Annotated in this window: 14 protein-coding genes; 10 read left to right on the forward strand and 4 right to left on the reverse strand. The window is 71.8% G+C overall.

Going from position 1 to position 20,104, the window contains the following annotated elements:
* Positions 1 to 153: 153 nt before the first annotated feature.
* From MYF83_RS12975 to MYF83_RS12990, 4 genes are all read right to left on the reverse strand, one after another.
* Positions 154 to 1,794 carry a nickel/cobalt transporter gene (locus MYF83_RS12975; RefSeq protein WP_248960532.1) on the reverse strand — a complete coding sequence of 547 codons (1,641 nt, stop codon included), beginning with the start codon at positions 1,792 to 1,794 and terminating at the stop codon, positions 154 to 156.
* Complete coding sequence (locus MYF83_RS12980; RefSeq protein WP_248960533.1) at positions 1,791 to 3,110, reverse strand: tetratricopeptide repeat protein; 1,320 nt, start codon at positions 3,108 to 3,110, stop codon at positions 1,791 to 1,793. Before MYF83_RS12980 ends, MYF83_RS12975 begins: the two co-directional genes overlap by 4 nt.
* A gap of 180 nt (positions 3,111 to 3,290) precedes the next feature.
* Positions 3,291 to 4,682: a DUF4331 domain-containing protein gene (locus MYF83_RS12985; RefSeq protein ID WP_248960534.1), complete on the reverse strand. Its 1,392-nt coding sequence runs from the start codon at positions 4,680 to 4,682 to the stop codon at positions 3,291 to 3,293.
* A gap of 451 nt (positions 4,683 to 5,133) precedes the next feature.
* The gene (locus tag MYF83_RS12990; protein WP_248960535.1) at positions 5,134 to 7,026 is read right to left on the reverse strand and encodes an ABC transporter ATP-binding protein; all 1,893 of its coding nucleotides are present in this window, start codon (positions 7,024 to 7,026) and stop codon (positions 5,134 to 5,136) included.
* Between the two features lie 314 nt (positions 7,027 to 7,340).
* On the opposite strand from MYF83_RS12990, the gene MYF83_RS12995 reads away from it, so the two are divergent.
* The 10 genes from MYF83_RS12995 (at position 7,341) to MYF83_RS13040 (ending at position 20,099) form a co-directional block, all read left to right on the forward strand.
* The gene (locus MYF83_RS12995; RefSeq protein WP_308201438.1) at positions 7,341 to 8,228 is read left to right on the forward strand and encodes a MurR/RpiR family transcriptional regulator; all 888 of its coding nucleotides are present in this window, start codon (positions 7,341 to 7,343) and stop codon (positions 8,226 to 8,228) included.
* Positions 8,229 to 8,295: 67 nt separating this feature from the next.
* Positions 8,296 to 8,991: an SDR family oxidoreductase gene (locus tag MYF83_RS13000; RefSeq protein WP_248960536.1), complete on the forward strand. Its 696-nt coding sequence runs from the start codon at positions 8,296 to 8,298 to the stop codon at positions 8,989 to 8,991.
* 91 nt (positions 8,992 to 9,082) lie between these two features.
* Positions 9,083 to 10,432: a formimidoylglutamate deiminase gene (locus tag MYF83_RS13005; protein ID WP_248960537.1), complete on the forward strand. Its 1,350-nt coding sequence runs from the start codon at positions 9,083 to 9,085 to the stop codon at positions 10,430 to 10,432.
* Between the two features lie 276 nt (positions 10,433 to 10,708).
* Positions 10,709 to 11,650, forward strand: a complete 942-nt coding sequence (locus MYF83_RS13010; protein WP_248960538.1) for a sigma-70 family RNA polymerase sigma factor — start codon at positions 10,709 to 10,711, stop codon at positions 11,648 to 11,650.
* 246 nt (positions 11,651 to 11,896) lie between these two features.
* Positions 11,897 to 13,207, forward strand: coding sequence for an ammonium transporter (locus MYF83_RS13015; protein WP_248960539.1), 1,311 nt, complete (start codon positions 11,897 to 11,899; stop codon positions 13,205 to 13,207).
* Positions 13,204 to 13,542, forward strand: a complete 339-nt coding sequence (locus MYF83_RS13020) for a P-II family nitrogen regulator (protein WP_248960540.1) — start codon at positions 13,204 to 13,206, stop codon at positions 13,540 to 13,542. The genes MYF83_RS13015 and MYF83_RS13020 overlap by 4 nt, the downstream gene beginning before the upstream one ends.
* A gap of 4 nt (positions 13,543 to 13,546) precedes the next feature.
* Positions 13,547 to 15,913 (forward strand): [protein-PII] uridylyltransferase, encoded by a 2,367-nt coding sequence (locus MYF83_RS13025; protein ID WP_248960541.1) that lies wholly within the window; start codon positions 13,547 to 13,549, stop codon positions 15,911 to 15,913.
* Between the two features lie 170 nt (positions 15,914 to 16,083).
* Entirely contained in the window at positions 16,084 to 19,293 is a 3,210-nt protein-coding gene (locus tag MYF83_RS42645) for a nitrate- and nitrite sensing domain-containing protein (protein WP_279339481.1), read from the forward strand.
* A gap of 24 nt (positions 19,294 to 19,317) precedes the next feature.
* Positions 19,318 to 19,740, forward strand: coding sequence for a roadblock/LC7 domain-containing protein (locus MYF83_RS13035; RefSeq protein ID WP_248960542.1), 423 nt, complete (start codon positions 19,318 to 19,320; stop codon positions 19,738 to 19,740).
* Positions 19,740 to 20,099 carry a DUF742 domain-containing protein gene (locus MYF83_RS13040; protein ID WP_248960543.1) on the forward strand — a complete coding sequence of 120 codons (360 nt, stop codon included), beginning with the start codon at positions 19,740 to 19,742 and terminating at the stop codon, positions 20,097 to 20,099. Before MYF83_RS13035 ends, MYF83_RS13040 begins: the two co-directional genes overlap by 1 nt.
* The last annotated feature ends 5 nt before the right edge of the window (positions 20,100 to 20,104 follow it).

Here is a 20,104-nt window from a genome sequence, read left to right on the forward strand (position 1 = left end):
GTCTGGCGCCGGGTCGGTGGGGAGGGGTACGGCGGTGTCGGCGCCCTCGTACGGCGGGTGGGTGATCTCCGTGCCGGCCTCCCCCTCCTGTCCGGCCTCCCCCTCCTGTCCGGGGGTGGTGCTCCTATATCCGGCGCCGGGTCGGTGGGGCTGTCATACGGCGCCGGCGATGCCGCGGACGGCGAGGCCGGCGCCGAGGAGGACGACCATCGTGGCGGTGCCGACCGGGGCGAGACCCGCGATCCGGCCGGCTAGGCCCCTCCGAGCCGTGGCGAGCCTGTCCAGCCGGGCCGTCAGCTTCACGAGCAGCAGTCCGGTCGCCGTGAGGGTGGCCGCCATCCCGATGCCGTAGGCGCCTACCAGCGCGACACCGAACCAGGTGCGGCCCAGTGCCGCCGCCCCGAGGAGAACGATCAGCGCCGACGGGCTCGGAACCAGGCCACCCGCCACGCCCAGCCCGATCAACCCGGCTCGCCCGTGCCCCTGCCCCTGCCCCTGCCCGTGCCTGTGCCCGTGCCCGTGTCCGTGGCCTGGGGTGAGGCCTTGGTCTTGGGGCGGCTCGGGATCTTGGTCGTGCTCATGCACGTGTCCATGCCCATGCCCATGTCCATGTCCATGTCCATGTCCGAGGTTGTGGCCGCGGAGGGCGGACCAGAGTAGGCGGACGCCGACGGTGGCGATGAGGAGGCCGCTGGCGAGGCCGAGCCAGGAGAGCACCGATTCGCCGGCCACGGAGGAGAACGCGCTGATCAGGAGCCCTACGACCAGTACGCCCGCGGTGTGGGTGGCCGTGACGGTGGCGCCGACGACCAGCGCGTCGCGCGGGCGACCCCGGCGGCCGGCCAGGTAGGCGGCCATGACGGTCTTGCCGTGCCCGGGGATCAGCGCGTGCCCGGCGCCGAGCACCACCGCGAGGAGCACGGCGAGCAGGCCGAGCGGTACGGTCAGCGATGAGGCGCCGATCAGGCCGGTGAACGTCCGGTCGAGCCCCGCGAGCCAGTCCCCGATCGGGCCGGGAAGGGACGGACCGGCCAGCGAGGGGGCGCGGAGGAGCGGACCGGCCGGAGAGGAACCTCCGGGGGCCGGGGCCGCTTCCGCCGAGCCGGAGGTCGTGACGTTGAGGGTCACCGAGCGCTGGTCGAGCGGTTCGGCGAGCAGGTCATCGGGATACTTGCGCAGCTCGTCGCTCGCGCTGGCCGACGGCACGCTGGGCCGGTCGAACCGTACCCCTTCGGAGGTGGCGGTGATCTCGCGCCAGCCGATGCGCCCGCCGAGGAAGGAGTCGGTGAAGGCGACGGAGGACGAGACGGTCGCCGGGGCTGACAGGGCGCAGGTCAGGCGGCTGGTCTCCAGGCCGCCCTCCCCGGCGGCGTAGGTGTAGGACGTGGCGCCCACTCGCCACTGCACGGCGGTGCCGTCCACGACGAGCCGCTGGGCGCGGGCGAGCGAGGCGCAGGTCGCGGCGGCGTGCGCGGCGCGTTCCTGCGGTGAGGCGGCTCCGGACCGGTCGGTGTCTACCGCCGCCGCGGCCTGGAGCGTGGGAAGTTCGGCGTAGTCGACGATGGCGGTGTTCTCGACCTGTCGTGGCGAGACCTTGAGGCCGTCATAGTGGTTGACCGTGAACTTTCCCAGCGGGTGGGCCGCCACGGCGGTGACTCTCAGCGGGTGGCTGGCCACGACGGAGGCGCCTAGCGGGTGGGCCGCCACGGCGGTGGCTTCCAGCGGGTGGGTGGCTACGGCGGAGGCGCCTAGTGGGTGGGCCGCCACGACGGCGGCCAGGACGAGGGCGATCATGAGAACCTCGCGAGGGCGGGCATCGTGGGTGAGAAGCGCGGGTTGCTGTCCTTGACCTGGGTGAAGGAGTGCCGGGAATCGCGCCGGAGCGCCCGCTCGATCGTGCCCCGGTGGTAGTAGGCCAGGGCGTTGCGCCATCCCCTGGCCGTGGCCTTCTTGGCGTACGGCAGGGCTTCGCGTGATCTGCCCGCCTTGTGCAGCGCCCAGGCCAGGGCGTCGGCGGCGGCCATGTTGGGGTTCTTGACGTACTCGGCCTCGGCGTGCCGTACGGCTTCCGCCGGGGAGCCGTGGTCGGCCTCGAACTCGGCCCACGTGAGGTCGTCGCGGACGCCGTTGGCGGCCATGAGCTGCTTCTGCGCCCTCAGGAGCGTCCACTGCTCGCCGGGATCCTCACCGAGCTTCAGCAGTACCTCGCCGTACTCGACGACGTACTGGGAGAGAGGGAGCCGGGCGACGACGTCCGCGTAACCGGCGGCGGCGCGGTCCAGCCGCCCGCCCAGCGCCTCGGCCCGGGCTCGGCCGGCCAGGGCGGGGACGAAGTCGGGAAAGGCGCGCAACGCCTCGTCGTACATCTGGCCCGCGCGCTGGAGGTCTCCCGAGCGCAGTGCCAGCTCGCCCAGGTAGTACCGGCAGTAGGCGACGTCCTCGGGGGCGAACGCGTCGCGCAGCGCGGCCTCCAGCAGCCTCCTCGCCTCGCGGACGTCGCCGCGAAGTTCGGCGTCGTAGGAGGCCCGGGTGAAGGACGCGACGCCCGGCTTCAGGTCCATCATGCGGCGGACGGCCTTGGTGGCCCCGGCGTAGTCGCCGAGCTGGGTGCGGGCGTCGGCGAGCACGCCGTAGGCGGCGGCTCCGTAGGGGTTGGCGGTGATGGCCTGCCGCGCCAGCCCCGTGGCGACGGCGAACTCGTGCCGCCCGGCGGCCAGGGCGGCCCGCCCGGTGAGGACGGCGAAGTCGCCTGGCGCGAGGGCGGCCGACCGGTTCAGCGCCTCCTCCGCCTTGGTGTAGGAGGAGGGATCGGCGGTGATCCGAGCCTGCTGCACGTAAGCGGCGCCGAGTGCCGCCCAGGCCTGGTGGTCCTTGGGCAGCCGCTTCAGCCGCTCCCGCAGGCTGCTGACCGTCTGCGCCGCGCCGGCGGGCGAGAGCGGGACCTCCGCCCGCCCGGCGGAGGCCGGGCCGGCGACGGGGGCGGCGGGGGAGGGGGCCGAGGGTGGCAGCAGGGTCGCCCCGGCCGTGACCGCCAGCGCCAATCCCAGCGCGCCCGCCCCCATGACGGCCGCCGCGCGGACACGGCCGCGGCGGCGATCGAGGTGGGACATGGTGTTCCTCCTGGTGGTTCCCGGTTGCTGAGGTGGCGGCGCCCGCTCTGGGGGCAAAGGTGGCCTCGCCGGTGTCAGGGGCGGGGCGGCCGCTTCGGGGGGGGTGAGGCGGCCGCGTGGGTTCGCGGATCGGGGTGGCGGTGCCGGCTCCCGTCCCGGAGGCGAGAGCCGGCGGCCCGGTCAGCGCTGGTTGACCGCCGCGGCGCTGGGCAGCGGGATGTAGGGGAACCTCTGCTGGAACGGCCTGTCGTTGCCGTTGACCTTGTCGCCCTCGGCCAGGGCGTCGACCAGCTTGCCGGTCAGCGCGGCGCCCTCGACGGCCTGCAGCGAGATGTCCACGACGTCGTCACCGAGGCGGCGGCCGTTCGGGAAGCCCTGCAGGTCGCCGGCGAGCACGCCGAGCCGGTTGGGGTTCGCCGTGGGCGGGACCGCCATGTTGAGCCGCAGCATCTCCGAAGGCCTGAACGCCTCGGGATCGGCGTCCTTGTTCAGGATCTGGGAGTTGAGGTCGGCCTTGATCGGCCCGTTGGCCTTGGCGATGCCGGTCAGGAAGATCTCGACCAGGTCGGCGCGCGGCGTCTTGGGCGCGGGGATCTTGTAGATGCTCTCGATGAGCTTGGGCAGTTCGGGCTCGGTGACCCGCTTGACGACGGCGGGGATCGAGGCGTCCTTGTCCGGGCTGATGGCGTTGAAGGTGTCCTTCAGGCCTGCGGGGATGACGACCTCGTTGACCAGCGGGTTGCCCAGCCGCGAGACCTGCCGGTACCCGCCCGGGCTCCACTTCTCGGTGGTGGACCAGATGCCGATGACCGGGTTGCGACCGGCGTCGCCCCTCAGCGCCACTTCGTCCTTGGGCACCTGGATGGCGATGCTGTGGACGTTGTAGCCCTTGGTGGTGTCCTGCCCGACCTCCGACAGGTCGCCGCCGTACAGCAGGTCGAACACCCGCAGGTCGAGGAAGAACGCCTCGTCGGCCTGGCCGGCGAAGGTCTGGCCGCCGCCGGGCAGCCGCTGCAGGGACTGCGCGCGCAGCCGGGCGTAGTCGGGCATCGAGGCGGCGCCGGTGTTGCTGGGGGCCACGACGCCGTTCTTGATGAGGGTCGTCCACCCGTGCTTCGCGTCGAACTTCTTGAGCGTGTACCGCTGGCGGAACAGCAGGTTCTCGTCGTCGATCGAGGTGACGGGGCCGTTGTTGTACAGGAAGGTGGACGTGCCGCGCCGGTCCTCGTTGCGGAAGGTCCACTGGTAGGTGACGTCCGGCAGCCCGTTGCCGTTGTTGTCGATCTTGATGTTGTAGCGGGAGCGGGTGTCGAAGGTGTAGAAGTTCGGCCCGCCCGTCGGCTCCTCGAACGGGATCCAGTTGGCCATCAGCGTGACGGTGTCGGGCTTGTCGGGGCTGACGAAGGCGTACACATCGGTGTTGTCGTTGCGAGGGTCGCCGGCGATGAGCGGGGCCTCGCGGTGGGAGGACGCGCCACCGGGCTCGGGGCGCAGGAGGGTGAGCGAGGAGGCGGCCAGCGCCCCCACGATCCCCAGCGCGATCAGGGCTCGCCGGTTGATCCGGAGCTCCATGTCGTCGTGGTCCTTTCGGCCGCCGGTCGCGATGCGACCGGGCGCTGAGCGGTTGAAAGAGGTCCGGCCGGGTCCTCACGGGGAGATACGCGGCCGTGGCGCTTTCGGATTGGCCGATCGGGAAAATCATTTGGCGGCGCCCATCGATACGGCCGCCTGGAATAGGACGAACGGCGCGAGAAACTCACCCAGCGCGCGATGAGTCGCTTAACGGGACGTTTAGCCTTCATAGGGATACGGAACCCGCGGCGATCGCACTCTCGATCGCCCCAAAACCGATAAATCCTCATAAATGGGATATCCGTGCAGACCGAGGGGAGGCTGGGACCTAGAAGCGATCAGCCGGTAACGCTTCGCCGCTGAACATCCGTGGAGATCGGCCCAGGGTCCCATCGGCCAGGATGGGCTTCGGTGCCGGAGAGATCCGCGCCGGCCGGACCAGGTGGCCGGATCAGCCGGGGAGGGCTTCGGCGTTCGCGAGGAACTGGGTGGTGGCCAGTTCCCGGTAGAGACCGTCCTCGGCGAGGAGCTCACGGTGGGTGCCCGAGGCCCGCACCCGGCCGCCCTCCAGCACGACGATCCTGTCCGCGCTGGTGACCGTGGACAGGCGATGCGCGATGACGAGCACCGTCGTCGTGCCGGCCACCTCGCTGATCACCTCGCGCAGCCGCATCTCGTTCACGGCGTCCAGCTGCGAGGTCGCCTCGTCCAGCAGGAGCAGCCGCGGCCGGCGCAGCAGCGCCCGGGCGATGGCGACGCGCTGCCGCTCGCCTCCCGACAGCATCTGGCCCCGGTGGCCGACCGCCGTCTCGAGCCCTTCCGGGAGCCGGCGCACGAGTTCCTCCAGCCGCGTACGGCCGAGCACCTCGGCGACCTCCTCGTCGGTCGCGTCCGGCGCGGCGAACACGAGGTTCTGCCGGAGGGTCCCGGAGAGCACCGGAGCGTCCTGCTCGACGTAGCCGAGGGACGAGCGCCAGGCGGCCAGCGGCAGGTCGCGGATGTCCACGCCGTCGGCCGCGAGGATGCCGGAGGAGGGCTCGTAGAAGCGCTCCAGCAAGGCGAAGATCGTCGACTTGCCCGCTCCCGAGGGCCCGACGAGGGCGGTCATGCCGCCTGCGGGGATCTCGAAGGAGACGTCTCGCAGGGCCGGCGGGCGGTCGTCCCGGTAGCGGAACCCCACCCCGGTGAGCGTCACACCTGCGGGCCCGGTCGCCGTGACGCCCGCCGGGCCCATGGCCGGCACACCTGCGGGACCGGTGGCCGTCGCGCCTCCGGGAACCGTGGTCGTCGCGGTGGCCGGGTTCGGGACCGGGGCGATGCCGGTCGCCGCGGCCGGACCGTGGGACGTGGCCGGGGGCTGGGCCGATGTGATCGGCTCGGCGGGCAGGTCCTCGATCTCGCGCAGCCGGGGGATGACCGCGAGCCCGGCCTGCAGCTGCACGGCCGCCTGGACGAGCTGCGCGATCGGCGCCATCAGGTAGAACAGGTACAGCAGGAAGGCGATGAGCGAGGACACCTCGAGCGTGCCGCTGGACACCCGCACGCCCCCCACGCCCAGCACCGCGAGAAACGCCAGCTGGACGGCGAGCCAGGTCGAGGTGCCGGCCGTCGCGCTCCAGCCCGCCGCGCTGAGCCCTCGCCGCCAGGCCGTACGGGCCGCGTTCTCCACCGCGGCGGTCTCCCGCTCCTCGGCGCCGGACGCCTTCACGGTGCGGAACGCCTGCAGCGAGCGGTCGAGAGTCGCGCCGACCTCACCGAGGGCGGCCTGCGCGGCGTTCGTGGCCTTGCGGATGCGCGGGAGCACGAACAGATTGATCATTCCGATGGCGATCAGCACCGCCAGCGTGACCAGGAGCAGGACGGGGTCCATGGCGGCCATCAGCGCCACGCACCCCGTGAGCGTGAACACCGCCGTGATGCCGCTGGTGATGCCGGTCGTGCAGACGGCGCGCAGCAGCGTGGTGTCGGCCGTCACCCGTGACTGCAGGTCGCCCGGCTCCAGCCGGTCCACGTCGGGTACCCGGAGCCGCAGCATCCGCCGGACGAGCCGGAGCCGCGCGCTGAGCACGACGCTCTCCGCCGTGCGTTCGAGCACGTAACCGCCGAGCGCCGAGATGACGGCCCCCACCATGACCAGGGCGCTGAGTCCCAGTACGGGTCCGGCCAGCGACACGTCCTGCCCGAAGGCGTCGATGACGCTCTTGGCCACGAGTGGGGTGGCCAGCCCGGCGAGGCTGCCGACCAGGCCGAGGGCGCCGCCCAGCACCAGCGTCCACCTGTAGGGCCGGACATGTGTGAGGAGCAGCCGCCAGGAGCCGGCGGGCGGGGAGTTCGGGGGCTTCACGGTCAATGCAACGTAAAACGCGTAGTGTCGCGTTCCCTGATCCGGGTTGCGGAGTGGCCGTCATTGGTGAATGGCCGTGCGCCGCCGCGCGTACCGGCCATGACCTGCGCCGGTGCCGGTCCCGGCCTGCCGGCGCGCACGTGGCGGGTATGTTCGTGTTCTCCTGGTGAATGCGGCCATTCACCATCGGCAGAAGTTCCCCCGGCCGGAAAGCGTCCCTGCCGGAGGGGGCGGAAGGCCGGGTGGGATGAGGACGGCGGTCGCCGGCGTTGTCGATCGCGCGGGGTGGGTGCCCCCGGGGCCTGGAGGTGGAAGTGACGGACGGGGTCGAACGGCTGATCGAGGGCAGGCGCCTTTCTCCGGTGCAACAGCGCATCGCGCACTACCTGAGCGAGAACCTTCCTGACGCGATCTTCCTGTCGAGCGTCGAGCTGGCCGAGCGGGCGGGCGTGAGCCAGCCGTCGGTGACCCGGTTCGCGATGGCCCTCGGCTTCGCCGGCTATCCCGAGTTCCGCCACGCGCTTCGTCCCCTGGTGGTGGGCGGCGAGGGGGCAGCCGATCCCTTACGGTCGCGGCCGGACGGTGGATCCGGCGGAGTGCACTCCCTGCTGGAGATGATCGACCGCGAGATCCGCAACCTCACGGCCGTCCGCGAGCGCCTCGCCGGCGGGGCGCCGCCGTTCGGGCCGGCCGGCGGGCTGCCCGGGCGCATCCAGGGTCTCGGGACGGCGCTCGCGGCCTGCGAACCGCTGCCCGTGCTCGGGTTGAGGGTGTCCTCCGGGCTGGTCATGACCTTCGCGTACTACGCGCGGCGCATCCATCCCGACGTGCGTCCGCTGGTTCACGGCGGCTCGGAGCTGACCGATGGCCTGCACGCCGCGCGCCGGGCGGGGTCGGAATGGCTGCTGGCCGTCGTGCTGCCCCGCTACCCGGCCGAGGCGGTGCACGCGCTGGAGTACGCAGCCAAGCTCGGCCTGCGCACGGCGGTCATCACCGACCGGGCCGAGGTTCCCTTCCCCGCGGACGTGGTGCTGCCCGCGCCGGTGGGGGAGAGGCCCGTGTGCGACTCGCACGCGGCGCCGCTGACCATCGCGATGCTGCTGCTGGAGGCGATGGCCGAGGCGGCGCCGCTGCGCACCCGCGCCCGGCTGGAGGAGCATGAGCGGATGACCGGCCAGACGGGGGTGTTCCTGCAGCCGTGACCGGCCGCGGAGCGGGCGCCCGCGCGGATCACGGCCGTACGCCACCGCCGCCCCTAGAGTGATCCGCATGAGTGAACGACCTCTCGCGCTGATCACCGGAGGTTCCCGTGGAGTGGGCGCGGCGATCGCCCGGGCCCTCGCGCCGGAGTACGACCTGCTCCTCGGCGGACGCGACGGAGTCGCGCTGAGTGCGGTCTGCGACGAACTGGGCGCCCGGCCCTGGCCGGTGGAGCTGACCGACGAACGGGCGGTCGCGGAGGCCACGGCCGGCATCGACCGCCTGGACCTGCTCGTCCACAGTGCGGGCGTGGCAAGACTCGGCATGATCGCCGACCTGCCGGTGGAGGCCTGGCGCGAGTCGTTCGAGGTCAACGTGATGGCCGTGGCGGGTCTCACGCGGCTGCTGCTGCCGGCGCTGCGGGCGGTCCGGGGCCAGGTCGTGCTGATCAACTCCGGTTCGGGGCAGCGGGCCGACCCCAACTGGGCCGCCTACGCAGCGAGCAAGTTCGCGCTCCGCGCCTTCGCCGACGCCCTGCGGCAGGAGGAGGAGTCCCGAGGCCTGCGCGTCACCACGGTGTATCCCGGACGGGTCGGCACCGACATGCAGCGCGTGGTGCGCGAGGCGGAGGGCGGCCCGTACGAGGCCGCCAAGTACCTGCGTCCCGAGTCGGTCGCGCGGGCCGTCGTCGCGGCGGTGACGGCGACCGATGACGCCCACGTCACCGAGATCACGATCAGGCCCTCGGCGCGTCCGGTCACCTGAGGGCGGACGAATTACTTCACATACTCACATCAGGGCGAATTGATTCACATATAAGGACATACGTTGGCTTTTTCCCGGAGAGATTGGGGGAGTGTCCGACCTGTCGTACTGGTGCGAGCTGGCCTGGTTGCATCCCGGTGAGGCGGTCAAGGGTGTGCTCGTCCGGGTGCAGGGCGGCCGCTTCGCCGAGGTCGAGCGCGGTGTCGCCTCCCCCCCGCACGGGGCGGTGCGCCTCAGCGGCCTGACGATGCCCGGCCTGGCCAACGCGCACTCCCACGCCTTCCACCGCGCCCTGCGCGGGCAGGCGCAGGGCGGTACGGAGGGCTTCCAGTCGTGGCGCGAGCGCATGTACCAGGTGGCCGCGATGCTCGACCCGGACAGCTACCTCGCCCTGGCCAGGGCGACTTTCGCCGAGATGGCGCTGGCCGGCATCACCTGCGTCGGGGAGTTCCACTACCTGCACCACGGCGAGGGCGGCCGTCCGTACGCCGACCCCAACGCGATGGGCCACGCGCTGATCCAGGCGGCCAGGGACGCCGGCCTGCGGATCACCCTGCTGGACGCCTGCTACCTCACCGGAGGCATCGGCACCGCTCCGGCCGGGACGCAACTGCGCTTCGGCGACGGGGACGCCCACCAGTGGGCCGCGCGCGTGGACGACCTGGCGAGTGAGTACGCCGGGGCCGAGGACGTGGTGATCGGTGGCGCCGTGCACTCGGTGCGCACCTGCCCGCCCGAGCAGATGCCCGTGGTGGCCGAGTACACCCACCGCAGGGCGGCCCCGCTGCACACGCAGGTCTCCGAGCGGCGCACGGAGAACATCCACTGCGTCGAGACCTACTGCGCGACCCCGGTCCAGGTGCTGTACGAGCACAACATCCTCGGCCCGCGCACGACCGCCGTTCACGCGACCCACCTGTCCGACGTGGACGTGGCGCTGCTCGGCGGGTCCGCCACCCACGTGTGCGTGTGCCCCACCACCGAACGCGACCTGGCCGACGGCATCGGCCCAACCCGCAGGCTGTACGAGGCGGGATCCCCGGTCACGCTGGGCAGCGACAGCAACGCCATGATCGACCTGCTCGAGGAGGCCAGGACGGTCGAGCTGGACGAGCGTCTCACCACCGGGGAGCGGGGGACCTGGACGGCCGCCGACCTGCTGCGCGCGGCCACCATGGTGGGGCAGGCCTCGCTCGGCCACCCCGACGCGGGCTTCATCGTTCCCGGCGCCTGGGCCGACCTGGTGTCGGTGCGGCTCGACTCGGTGCGGACCGCCGGCGCGGGCAGCGGCTACCCGGGAGAGACCGTGGTGTTCGGCGCGTCGGCCTCCGACGTGCACTCGGTCGTCTCCGGCGGGCGGCGCGTGGTCGTCGAGGGCGGCCACGTTCTCGGGGACGTCGGCAGGATGCTGGCCGACGCCATCTCGGCGATTCGGGAGTGACCTTTCCGCCGGTCCGGGCGCCGATCACCTCATTCCATTTCCCGGGTGTTCAACGGCCTTTTCCTGGGGCATCCCTGAGCTCTTCAGGGGAGAACTCATACCTGAGGATGAGCCGGAAACCATTCTCTGGTCGTATCTCTTTTGGGAATCTTTGCCTTGGACTGGACGTTGATCCGGGCAGAAGAGGGGGAGAGGACGCGACACCGGCATCGATGGCCGGCGGGACGGACTCACCCGCACAACAGGGCGGGCGCGGCGAGACGAGGTGCCATAGGAATGGCAAGGCCGACGGGGAATCGGGCGCAGGATCAGCAGGGGGCCGAGAGAGATCTGCTCGGCACCTACCTGGCCGAGATCGGGCGGGTGCCGCTGCTCAGTGCGGACCAGGAGGTCGAGCTGGCCAAGCGCATAGAGGCGGGCCTGTTCGCCGAGCAGCTCCTGGACAGCGGGGTGCCGGAGCCGAAGGCCTCTGACGCCACCGACGAGGAGCTCGAACGGCTCGCGGTGTCGGGCCAGCGCGCCAAGGACGAGTTCATCCAGGCCAACCTGCGGTTGGTCGTGGCCGTCGCCAGGAAGTACTCCGGCAGGGGGATGCCGCTGATCGACCTGGTGCAGGAGGGCAACCTCGGCCTGGTGCGGGCCGTGGAGAAGTTCGACTACCGCCGGGGCTACAAGTTCTCCACCTACGCCACCTGGTGGATCCGCCAGTCGGTGGGCCGCGCCATCCACGAGCAGGCCAGGCCCGTGCGCCTGCCGACCCACGCGGGCGAGCAGATGACCCGCCTGATGCGGGTCCGCCGCGACATGATGGCCGAGATGGACGCCGAGCCGACCGACGCCGACCTCGCCGAGGTCCTCGACCTGCCGATCGAGCGGGTGCGCGAGCTGCGCCGCTGGGCCTCCGACCCGGTGTCGCTGCAACTCGGCGTGGGCGACGAGGACGAGACCGAGCTCGGCGACATGATCGCCGACGACACCTGGGCCGACCCCGAGCAGCAGGCCATGGACACCCTGGAGCGCGAGCGCCTCGAGGTCTGGCTGGACGGCCTGGAGGGCCGCACCCGCGAGATGTTGCGCTGGCGTTACGGCCTGGTCGACGGACGCGAGCACACCCTCACCGAGGTCGGCGAGCGGTACGGCATCGGCCGTGACCGGGCGCGCCGCATAGAACGCGACGCCCTCGCCCGCCTGCGGAAGCTCGCCCAGGCCGCGGCCTAGCAGAGCGGTCCACCCATCACGGCGCGTCCTTTGGGACGCGCCGATAACGTTTCACCGACCCTCCGAAACGTGGCCGAAACATCCCTGCCGCGAGTTTCACGTACGTGAAACACGCCAGGTCCAGACCTGAAACGGCAGAAGAACACGCTTTCGCCCAACGTCAGTGCGCAGCCGGTCAATGAAGCCCTGGAGCGCCCACTGCGGGAGAAATCGGCCACACGCCATTTGTAAGGAGGGTCGCATCGAATGAAGATCGATAGCGGCACCACAGCCTGGATGCTCGCGGCCACCGCGCTGGTGCTGCTGATGACCCCAGGCCTCGCGTTCTTCTATGGGGGCATGACCAGGGCCAAGAGCGTCCTGAACATGATGATGATGTCGTTCGTCAGCATCATCACCGTAACCCTCGCTTGGGTGCTCTATGGGCACTCCTTCGCGTTCGGTGTCAACGGCAACGACTTCCTCAACAAGTTCGTCGGCGGGCTCGACGCCATCGGGCTGCAGAGCCTGGTGGACACCGCCACCAAGGATGACGGCACCGGCATGCCGAGCCTGGTGTTCTCGGCCTTCCAGCTCACCTTCGCCATCATCACCGTCGCCCTGATCAGCGGTGCGATCGCCGACCGCGCCAAGTTCGGTGCCTGGGTCGTGTTCTCCGTCGTGTGGGCGACGCTCGTCTACTTCCCGGTCGCGCACTGGGTCTGGGGCGGCGGCTGGCTCACCCAGCTCGGCATCGAGGACTTCGCCGGTGGCACGGTGGTCCACGTCAACGCCGGTGCGGCGGGCCTCGCGCTCGCCCTGGTGCTCGGCAAACGCAGCGGCTGGCGCAAGGACCCGATGCGGCCGCACAACCTGACGCTCGTGCTGCTCGGCGTCGGCCTGCTGTGGTTCGGCTGGTTCGGCTTCAACGCGGGCTCCGAGCTCGCGGTCGACGGCACCGCCGGCCTGGCCTTCATGAACACTCAGGTCGCGACGGCCGCGGCGGCCGGCGCCTGGATCCTCGTGGAGAAGCTCCGCGACGGGCACTCCACCACGCTCGGCGTGGCCTCCGGCGCGGTGGCCGGTCTGGTCGCCGTCACGCCCGCCTGTGGATTCATCGACCCCTGGGCCGCCGTGGTCCTCGGGCTCGTCGCCGGCGCGGTCTGCGCGTACGCCGTCGGCCTGAAGTACAAGCTCGGTTACGACGACTCGCTCGACGTGGTCGGCGTCCACCTGGTCGGTGGCGCGCTCGGCGCCATCTCCCTGGGCTTCCTCGCGGCCTACCCGTTCCTGGACCCGCAGGCCAAGGGCCTGTTCTACGGCGGCGGGTTCACCCAGCTCGGACGCCAGGTCCTCGGCCCGGTCGTCGTCGGGCTCTACTCGTTCATCCTCGCCTGGATCATCGGCAAGATCATTGACAAGACGATGGGCTTCAGGGTCACTGAAGAGGACGAGGTCACCGGCATCGACATCACCACCCACGCCGAGACCGGCTACGACCTCGGCTCCGTTCACGCTTCGGGCGTGGCCTCAGTGAACGGTCCAGTCCCATCAGTGGCGAAGAAGGTAGACGCATGAGGCTCATCACAGCGGTGATCAAGCCCTTCAAGCTCGACGATGTCAAGGCGGCCCTCGAGCAGTTCGGGGTCAAGGGCATGACGGTCAGCGAGGCCAGCGGTTACGGCCGGCAGCGCGGCCACACCGAGGTCTACCGCGGCGCCGAGTACCAGGTCGACCTGGTGCCCAAGGTCCGCGTGGAGGTGCTCGCCGAGGCGGAGGACGCCGAGGACGTCATCGACGTCATCGTCAAGGCCGCCCAGACCGGCAAGATCGGCGACGGCAAGGTCTGGTCGGTCCCCGTGGAAACCGTGATGAGGGTGCGCACGGGAGAACGCGGACCGGAGGCCCTCTAACCGGATGATGAGAGGCGACGCTCGCTCATATGCCGCGGCCCGCAAGGAGCGGGCCGCGGACATCGACCGCTGGCTGGCCGACCTGTTCCGCACGGCGTGTCCACAGCCGTACGGACGGGAAGGCCGGATCGGGCCCGGGGGGGCGAAGAGCGGGTTCGCGCCCGGAGAGGATCGCGGCGGCGCCGGCGCCTCCTTCGGGGGGCCCGGCGCACCGCCGACGGGGGCCGGTGCGCTTCTGGCCGGGACCGGCATCGCGCTGGTCGCCGTCGGCAGCCTCGGACGAGGGGAACTGGCGCCGGGAAGCGATCTCGACCTGGTCCTCCTCCACAACGGGCAGGACGACATCGGCCGCATCGCGGACCGCATCTGGTACCCCATCTGGGACTCCGGTCTGGGGCTCGACCACTCGGTCCGCACGGTCGAAGAGGCCACCAAGGTGGCACGTGAAGATCTCAAGGCGGTGCTCGGGCTCATCCAGGCCCGGCACATCACCGGGGACCCCGAGCTGACCAGGGCGGCCCGCGAGGCCGTGCTCGCCGAGTGGCGGGCGGACTCCCGGCGCAGGCTCGGCGAACTGCGCGAGGCGGCCGACAAGCGCGCGGAGTCCTCCGGCGAGCTGGCCTTCCTGCTCGAACCCGACCTCAGGGACTCCCGCGGCGGCCTGCGCGACGTGCAGGCCATGCAGGCCGTGGCCGCCGCCTGGGTCGCTTCCGCGCCCGGTCCGCGGGTGCGCGAGGCCTACGAGTTCCTGCTGGACGTCCGCCACGGGCTCCATCTGGTCACGGCGCGCGGCGCCGACCGCCTGGTGCTCCAGGAGCAGGACGCCGTGGCCGGGGCGCTCGGCCTGCTGGACGCCGAGGCCCTGATGCGCCGCCTGGCGGAGGCGGGACGGACGGTCTCCCACGCCTTCGACGCGACGTGGCGCACCGTGGACCGCCTGCTGTCCGGGCCGGCTCCGCGCGGGCGGCGCCCGCTGGCCGACGGCGTGGTCGAGCACGGCGGCGAGGTCGTCCTCGCGCGCGGCATCAACCCCAAAGACGACCCGATCCTGGTGCTGCGGGCGGCGGCGGCCGCAGCCGAGGCGGGGCTCCCGATCGCTCCGGCCACGGTGTCGGTGCTCGCGGCCCAGTCGCCGGCGATGCCGGTTCCCTGGCCGGACGAGGCCCGCGACGCCCTCGTCGCGCTGCTCGGCGCCGGGCGCGCGGCCGTGCCGGTGTGGGAGGAGCTCGACCAGGCCGGCATCATCGTCAGGCTCATCCCCGACTGGGAGCGCGTGCGGCACCGCCCGCAGCGCAACCCCGTCCACCGTTTCACGGTCGACCGCCACCTCATCGAGACGGCGGCGGGCGCGGCGTCCTTCACCCGCGAGGTGTCCCGGCCCGACCTGCTGCTCATCTCCGCCCTGCTGCACGACGTCGGCAAGGGCTGGCCGGGCGACCATTCGACGACCGGCGAGATCGTGGCCAGGGACATCGGTGCCCGCATGGGGCTGGTCCCGGCCGACGTGGAGACGCTGGCCACCGTGGTCCGCCACCACCTGCTGCTCCCGGAGACCGCCACCCGCCGCGACCTGGACGACCCGGTCACCATCTCGCGGGTCGCCGACGCGGTCGGCTCCCGGGAGGTCCTGGAACTGCTGTCCGCGCTTGCCGTCGCCGACGGCAACGCCACCGGGCCGGCCGCCTGGAACTCCTGGAAGGCGTCCCTGGTCTCCGAGCTGGTCCGCAAGGTGCGGTCCGCCCTGTCGGGCAGCCCGCCGGCGCCGGCGCCCACGCTGTCCACCCAGCAGGCGTCCCTGGCCAGGCACGGCGGCGGCGCGATCCGCGTCAACGGCGGCGCGGTGACCGTGGTGGCGCCGGACCGGCCCGGCCTGCTCTGGCGGGCGGCCGGTGTGCTCGCGGCGCACCGCATGGTGGTGCGCTCGGCCTCGGCCGCGTCCGCGTCCTCCACGGCGGTGATCGAGTTCTCGGTGATCCCCGAGTACGGCACGCCGCCCGACCCGGCGACCCTGGAGGCCGATCTGCGCCTGGTGCTCGCGGGCCGGCTGGACATCGAGCAGAGGCTCGCGCGGCGCACCCGATCGGTCCGCCCGGCGCGGGTGCCCGTCGCCCCGCCGAGGGTCAGCCTGGTCGACGACGCCTCCCAGACGGCGACCGTCGTCGAGGTCCGGGCGCATGATCGTCCAGGTCTTCTGTGGCGCATCGGCCGGGCCTTCGGCGAATGCAACCTTGACGTGCGGGCCGCGCGAGTGGAGACTCTCGGCGCGGAGGCGGTGGACGTCTTCTACGTGGTCGACAGATCTGGACAGCCCATCACCGACGCTGCGCAGCGTGCGCAGGTACGGGAGCACGTGCTCGCGGCTCTGCGCTGACTTCGCAGGTCAGCAGAGCCAAGAACGCTCCGGAATTCATAACAATTATGTTGGGTGTCCCGGTTCTGTCCTCGGCATTGGTGACCTTGTGGTCGAATTGTCCCGGTTATGTACCTATCAGCCATGCCGTCATCCATGCATGGAAGAACGCGGGGGGTGGCGCGGTGAGCATGATGGAAACCGAGACCAAGACCACACTCCAGCCAGGGCCCGTCACGGGCACCAAGCGGCACAGGCGAGGGGGCGGCCAGGGCGGCCCCGGCCCCCAGCGCGGGCGCGGCGGTGTCGCGCGGCTGTCGCTGCGCAACTGGCGGGTGCCCGCGCGCCTGACCGCGCTCATCCTCGTGCCCACGATCGTCGGCGTGCTGCTCGCCGGCCTGCGCGTGGTGTCGTCCATCGACAGCGTCGCCGCCTATCAACGCACCGCCGCCGAAGCGGAGATCGCCGGCCATCTGCGCGACCTCAGCCTGCAGATGGGGTTGGAACGCGACAGGGCCATCTGGTTCCAGACCACTCGCCAGCAGAGAACGGCGCTCGCCGACCAGCGCAAGACCGTCGACGTCGCCACGACCAAGGTGCGCGACGACCTCGTCAAGATCGACTCCGGGTACGGCGTGCGCGCCGTCCAGGACGCCCTGCAGGTCGGGAACCGCCTGGACACCATGGCCGTCATCCGCAAGGGCGCCCAGGCCGCCAAGTACAACGATCTGATCGCCTCGCTGCTCCGGCTGCACGACGAGATCATCCAGACGAGCGAGGACCCGCAGCTCATCGGCGACGCGCGCGGTCTGAGCGCGCTCGCCCACGCCAAGGAAGAGGCGTCCCAGCAGCGCGGCACGCTGATCGGCACCCTGGCGCGCGGCGACCGGTTCACCCCCGACAAGCTCGAGGAGTTCATCGCCTCCCGGTCGCGGCAGAAGGCCGCGATGACCACGTTCAACGGCGAGGCCGGCGCCGACAACGGCATGCTGCTCGCGCTGACGCTCCGCGGCCAGCAGATGATCAGGGCCGAACTGACCAAGTCGTGGGCCATCGCCCTGGCCTCCCGCAACCTTCCGGTGCGGGAAGGCAACGTGGGCGGCGGAGCCGTCAAACAGTGGTTCGACGACAGCACCAAGACCATCGAGCTGCTCCAGCGGGTGGAGAACCAGGTCGCGGCCTCGGTCGCCGCCCGCGCGTCCGCTCTTGAGTCCACCGAGCGGCGCAACGCGATCATCGCCGGCGTCCTGATCCTCGCCCTCATCCTGCTCGTCCTGGCCACCACGGTGCTCATCGCCCGCTCGCTGGTCCGGCCCCTGCGGCGGCTGCGGTCCGAGGCGCTGGAGATCGCCGGATCCCGGCTGCCGGCCGTCGTGCGGCGCATGCGCGAGACCGGCGAGGTCGCCGAGGCCGCCGACGTCCAGCCGATCCTCGTCGGCACCCAGGACGAGATCGGAGAGGTCGCCACCGCGTTCGACGAGGTGCACCGCCAGGCCCTGCGGCTGGCCGCCGAGGAGTCACAGCTGCGCGGCAACGTCAACGCGATGTTCGTCAACCTCTCGCGGCGCATCCAGACGCTGGTCGAGCGGCAGATCTCGCTCATCGACGGCCTGGAGCGCGGCGAGCAGGACGGCGGGCGCCTGGCCGACCTGTTCAAGCTCGACCACCTCGCCACCCGCATGCGGCGCAACAGTGAGAACCTGCTGGTCCTGGCCGGGCACGAGGCCGCGCGCAAGCGCAGCCAGCCCGCCAAGCTGGTCGACGTGGTCCGGGCCTCGCTGTCGGAGGTCGAGGGCTACGAGCGCGTCAGCGTCAAGGTCCACCGCAACTCGGCCATCGCGGGACACGCGGCCAACGACGTGGTCCACCTGGTCGCCGAGCTGGTCGAGAACGCCCTCGCCTTCTCGCCGGGCAACACCCGCGTCGTGGTGTCGAGCAGCATGATCGAGGGCGGTGGCGCGCTGCTCGCCGTCAGCGACGCGGGCATCGGCATGACCGCCGAGGAGATCGCCGAGGTCAACCGGCGGCTCGCCGATCCGCCCGTCGTGGACGTCTCGGTGTCCCGCCGCATGGGCCTGTTCGTGGTGGGCCGCCTTGCGCTGCGCCACGACATCCGCGTCCAGCTCCGGCGCGGCGACTCGGCGGGCCTCATCGCCATGGTCCTGTTCCCGCCACAGCTCATCACCGTGGCCGGCGGCCGCGGGCCGGTGCTGCCGCAGCGCGGCGCCACCCAGGACACCCCCACGCCCGCGTCCGGCGCGGGGCGGGCGCCCAACGGGTCCGGTCCCGGCGGCCAGGGCGGCGAGTCGTCCTCCGCCTTCAACGCCGGGTCGCAGTCCAACGGCACCGGCTCCTACCCGGCCCCGAACGGCACAGGCTCCTACCCGGCCCCGAACGGCACAGGCTCCTACCCGGCCCCGAACGGCACAGGCTCCTACCCGGCCCCGAACGGCACAGGCTCCTACCCGGCCCCGAACGGCACAGGCTCCTACCCGGCCCCGAACGGCACAGGCTCCTACCCGGCCCCGAACGGCACAGGCTCGTTCCCGGTTCCCAACGGCACAGGCTCCTCGCCCGGCTCGGCCGGTGAAGGGCCGACGACACCTCGCCCGCTGGGGGCCTTCGGCGGGCCCGCGCCTACCGGGCCCGTCCCCGGGCACACCGGCCCGGTCCCGGCGTCCGGAGCCGCCGACCCGTCCCACCGGTCCGACGAGTCCTCGTTCGGGCCGGTCGGCCCGACCACCGGGCCCCGGACGGGACCTTTCACGCCCTCCGGCCCGCGTACCGGACCCGAGGGACCGTGGACCGGACCCGAGGGACCGCGGACCGGGCCTGAGGGGCCGCGCACCGGCCCCGTGACGCCCGGCGGCGCGGAGTCGCGGCTGGAGCGGGGTGACGAGTTCTTGCCGATCTTCGCCTCCGTCGAGTCGGCGTGGTTCCGCCGTCCCGACCCCGGCGAGATCGCCGCGACCCGGGGCCAGGCGCCGGCGGGCCCGGAAGCAACGGGAGGGGCACCGCGCGTGGAGCGGTTCGAGGGAGCAGGGCAGGCGAGTCCCGCCGAGCCCGTTCCGCAGGCACCCGAGCCTTCGCGACCCGCCACCGGCGGAGCGGCATGGGGCTCCACGGCCGACAGCGGATGGCAGGCGGCCGACGCGGTGAAGGATCCCACTCTGGGAGGGATCACTTCGTCCGGTTTGCCGAAGAGGACACCGAAGGCCAACCTTGTGCCGGGATCGGTCACCGGCCCGTCCGCTCCGGCGGCGGCGCCCTCACCGCCCCCGCAGGTGTCCGCCGAGCAGATCCGTGCCCGGATGTCGCGGTTCCAGCAGGGGATCCAGCGAGGCCGGGCGGACATCACGGAGACGGCGTCCCGCAACACCGATACCGACCAACTTGACTGACGCGGTACTGATGAGGAGGGGCTCGTGATTGAGCTGAGTCACGAGGCACGCAGGTTCGACTGGCTGATCACGGAGTTCGTGAGCGGCACACCTGGCGTGGCGCACGCGGTCGTGGTCTCGGCCGACGGGTTGCGGCTGGCGAACTCCGACGGGTTCCCGCCCGACCGGGCCGACCAGCTCGCGGCCGTCGCCGCGGGGCTGCTGAGCCTGACCGTGGGCGCCTCGCGCGTGTTCGACGGCGGCGGCGTGACGCAGACCGTCGTGGAGATGCAGTACGGCATCATGCTCGTGATGGCGATCAGCGACGGCTCCTGCCTGGCCGTGCTGGCGTCGCCCGACTGCGATATGGGCCTGGTGGCCTACCAGATGACGCTGCTGGTCGAGCGCGCGGGCCAGGTGCTCACCCCGGCCCTCCGCGCCGAGTTGCAGACCTCCAGGATCCGGTGATGCTCGAGGGTGACGGGAACGAGGACGAGCCTCTCTTCCGTCCGTACGCCGTCACCGGGGGCCGGGCAGAGCCGAACTACCACCTCGCGATGGAAACTCTGGTCTCATCGGCCCCCATAATGGGCGATGATTTGTCTCTGCTCACTCCCGAGCAAGAAGCGATCATCGTGCTCTGCCACTCCGTCCGTTCGGTCGCCGAGGTCTCCGCGCTGTTGCGGGTGCCGCTCGGCGTGGCCCGCGTGCTGATCGCGGATATGGCCGACGAAGGTCTGGTGCGCCTGCATTTGCCGCGGCTTAACCAGGGACAACCGGACCACAACCTGCTTGAAAGGGTTCTCAGTGGACTTCGCAGGCTCTAGCCGTG

The sequence above is a fragment of the Sphaerisporangium perillae genome (assembly GCF_023276435.1).
Classification (GTDB): Bacteria; Actinomycetota; Actinomycetes; order Streptosporangiales; family Streptosporangiaceae; genus Sphaerisporangium; species Sphaerisporangium perillae.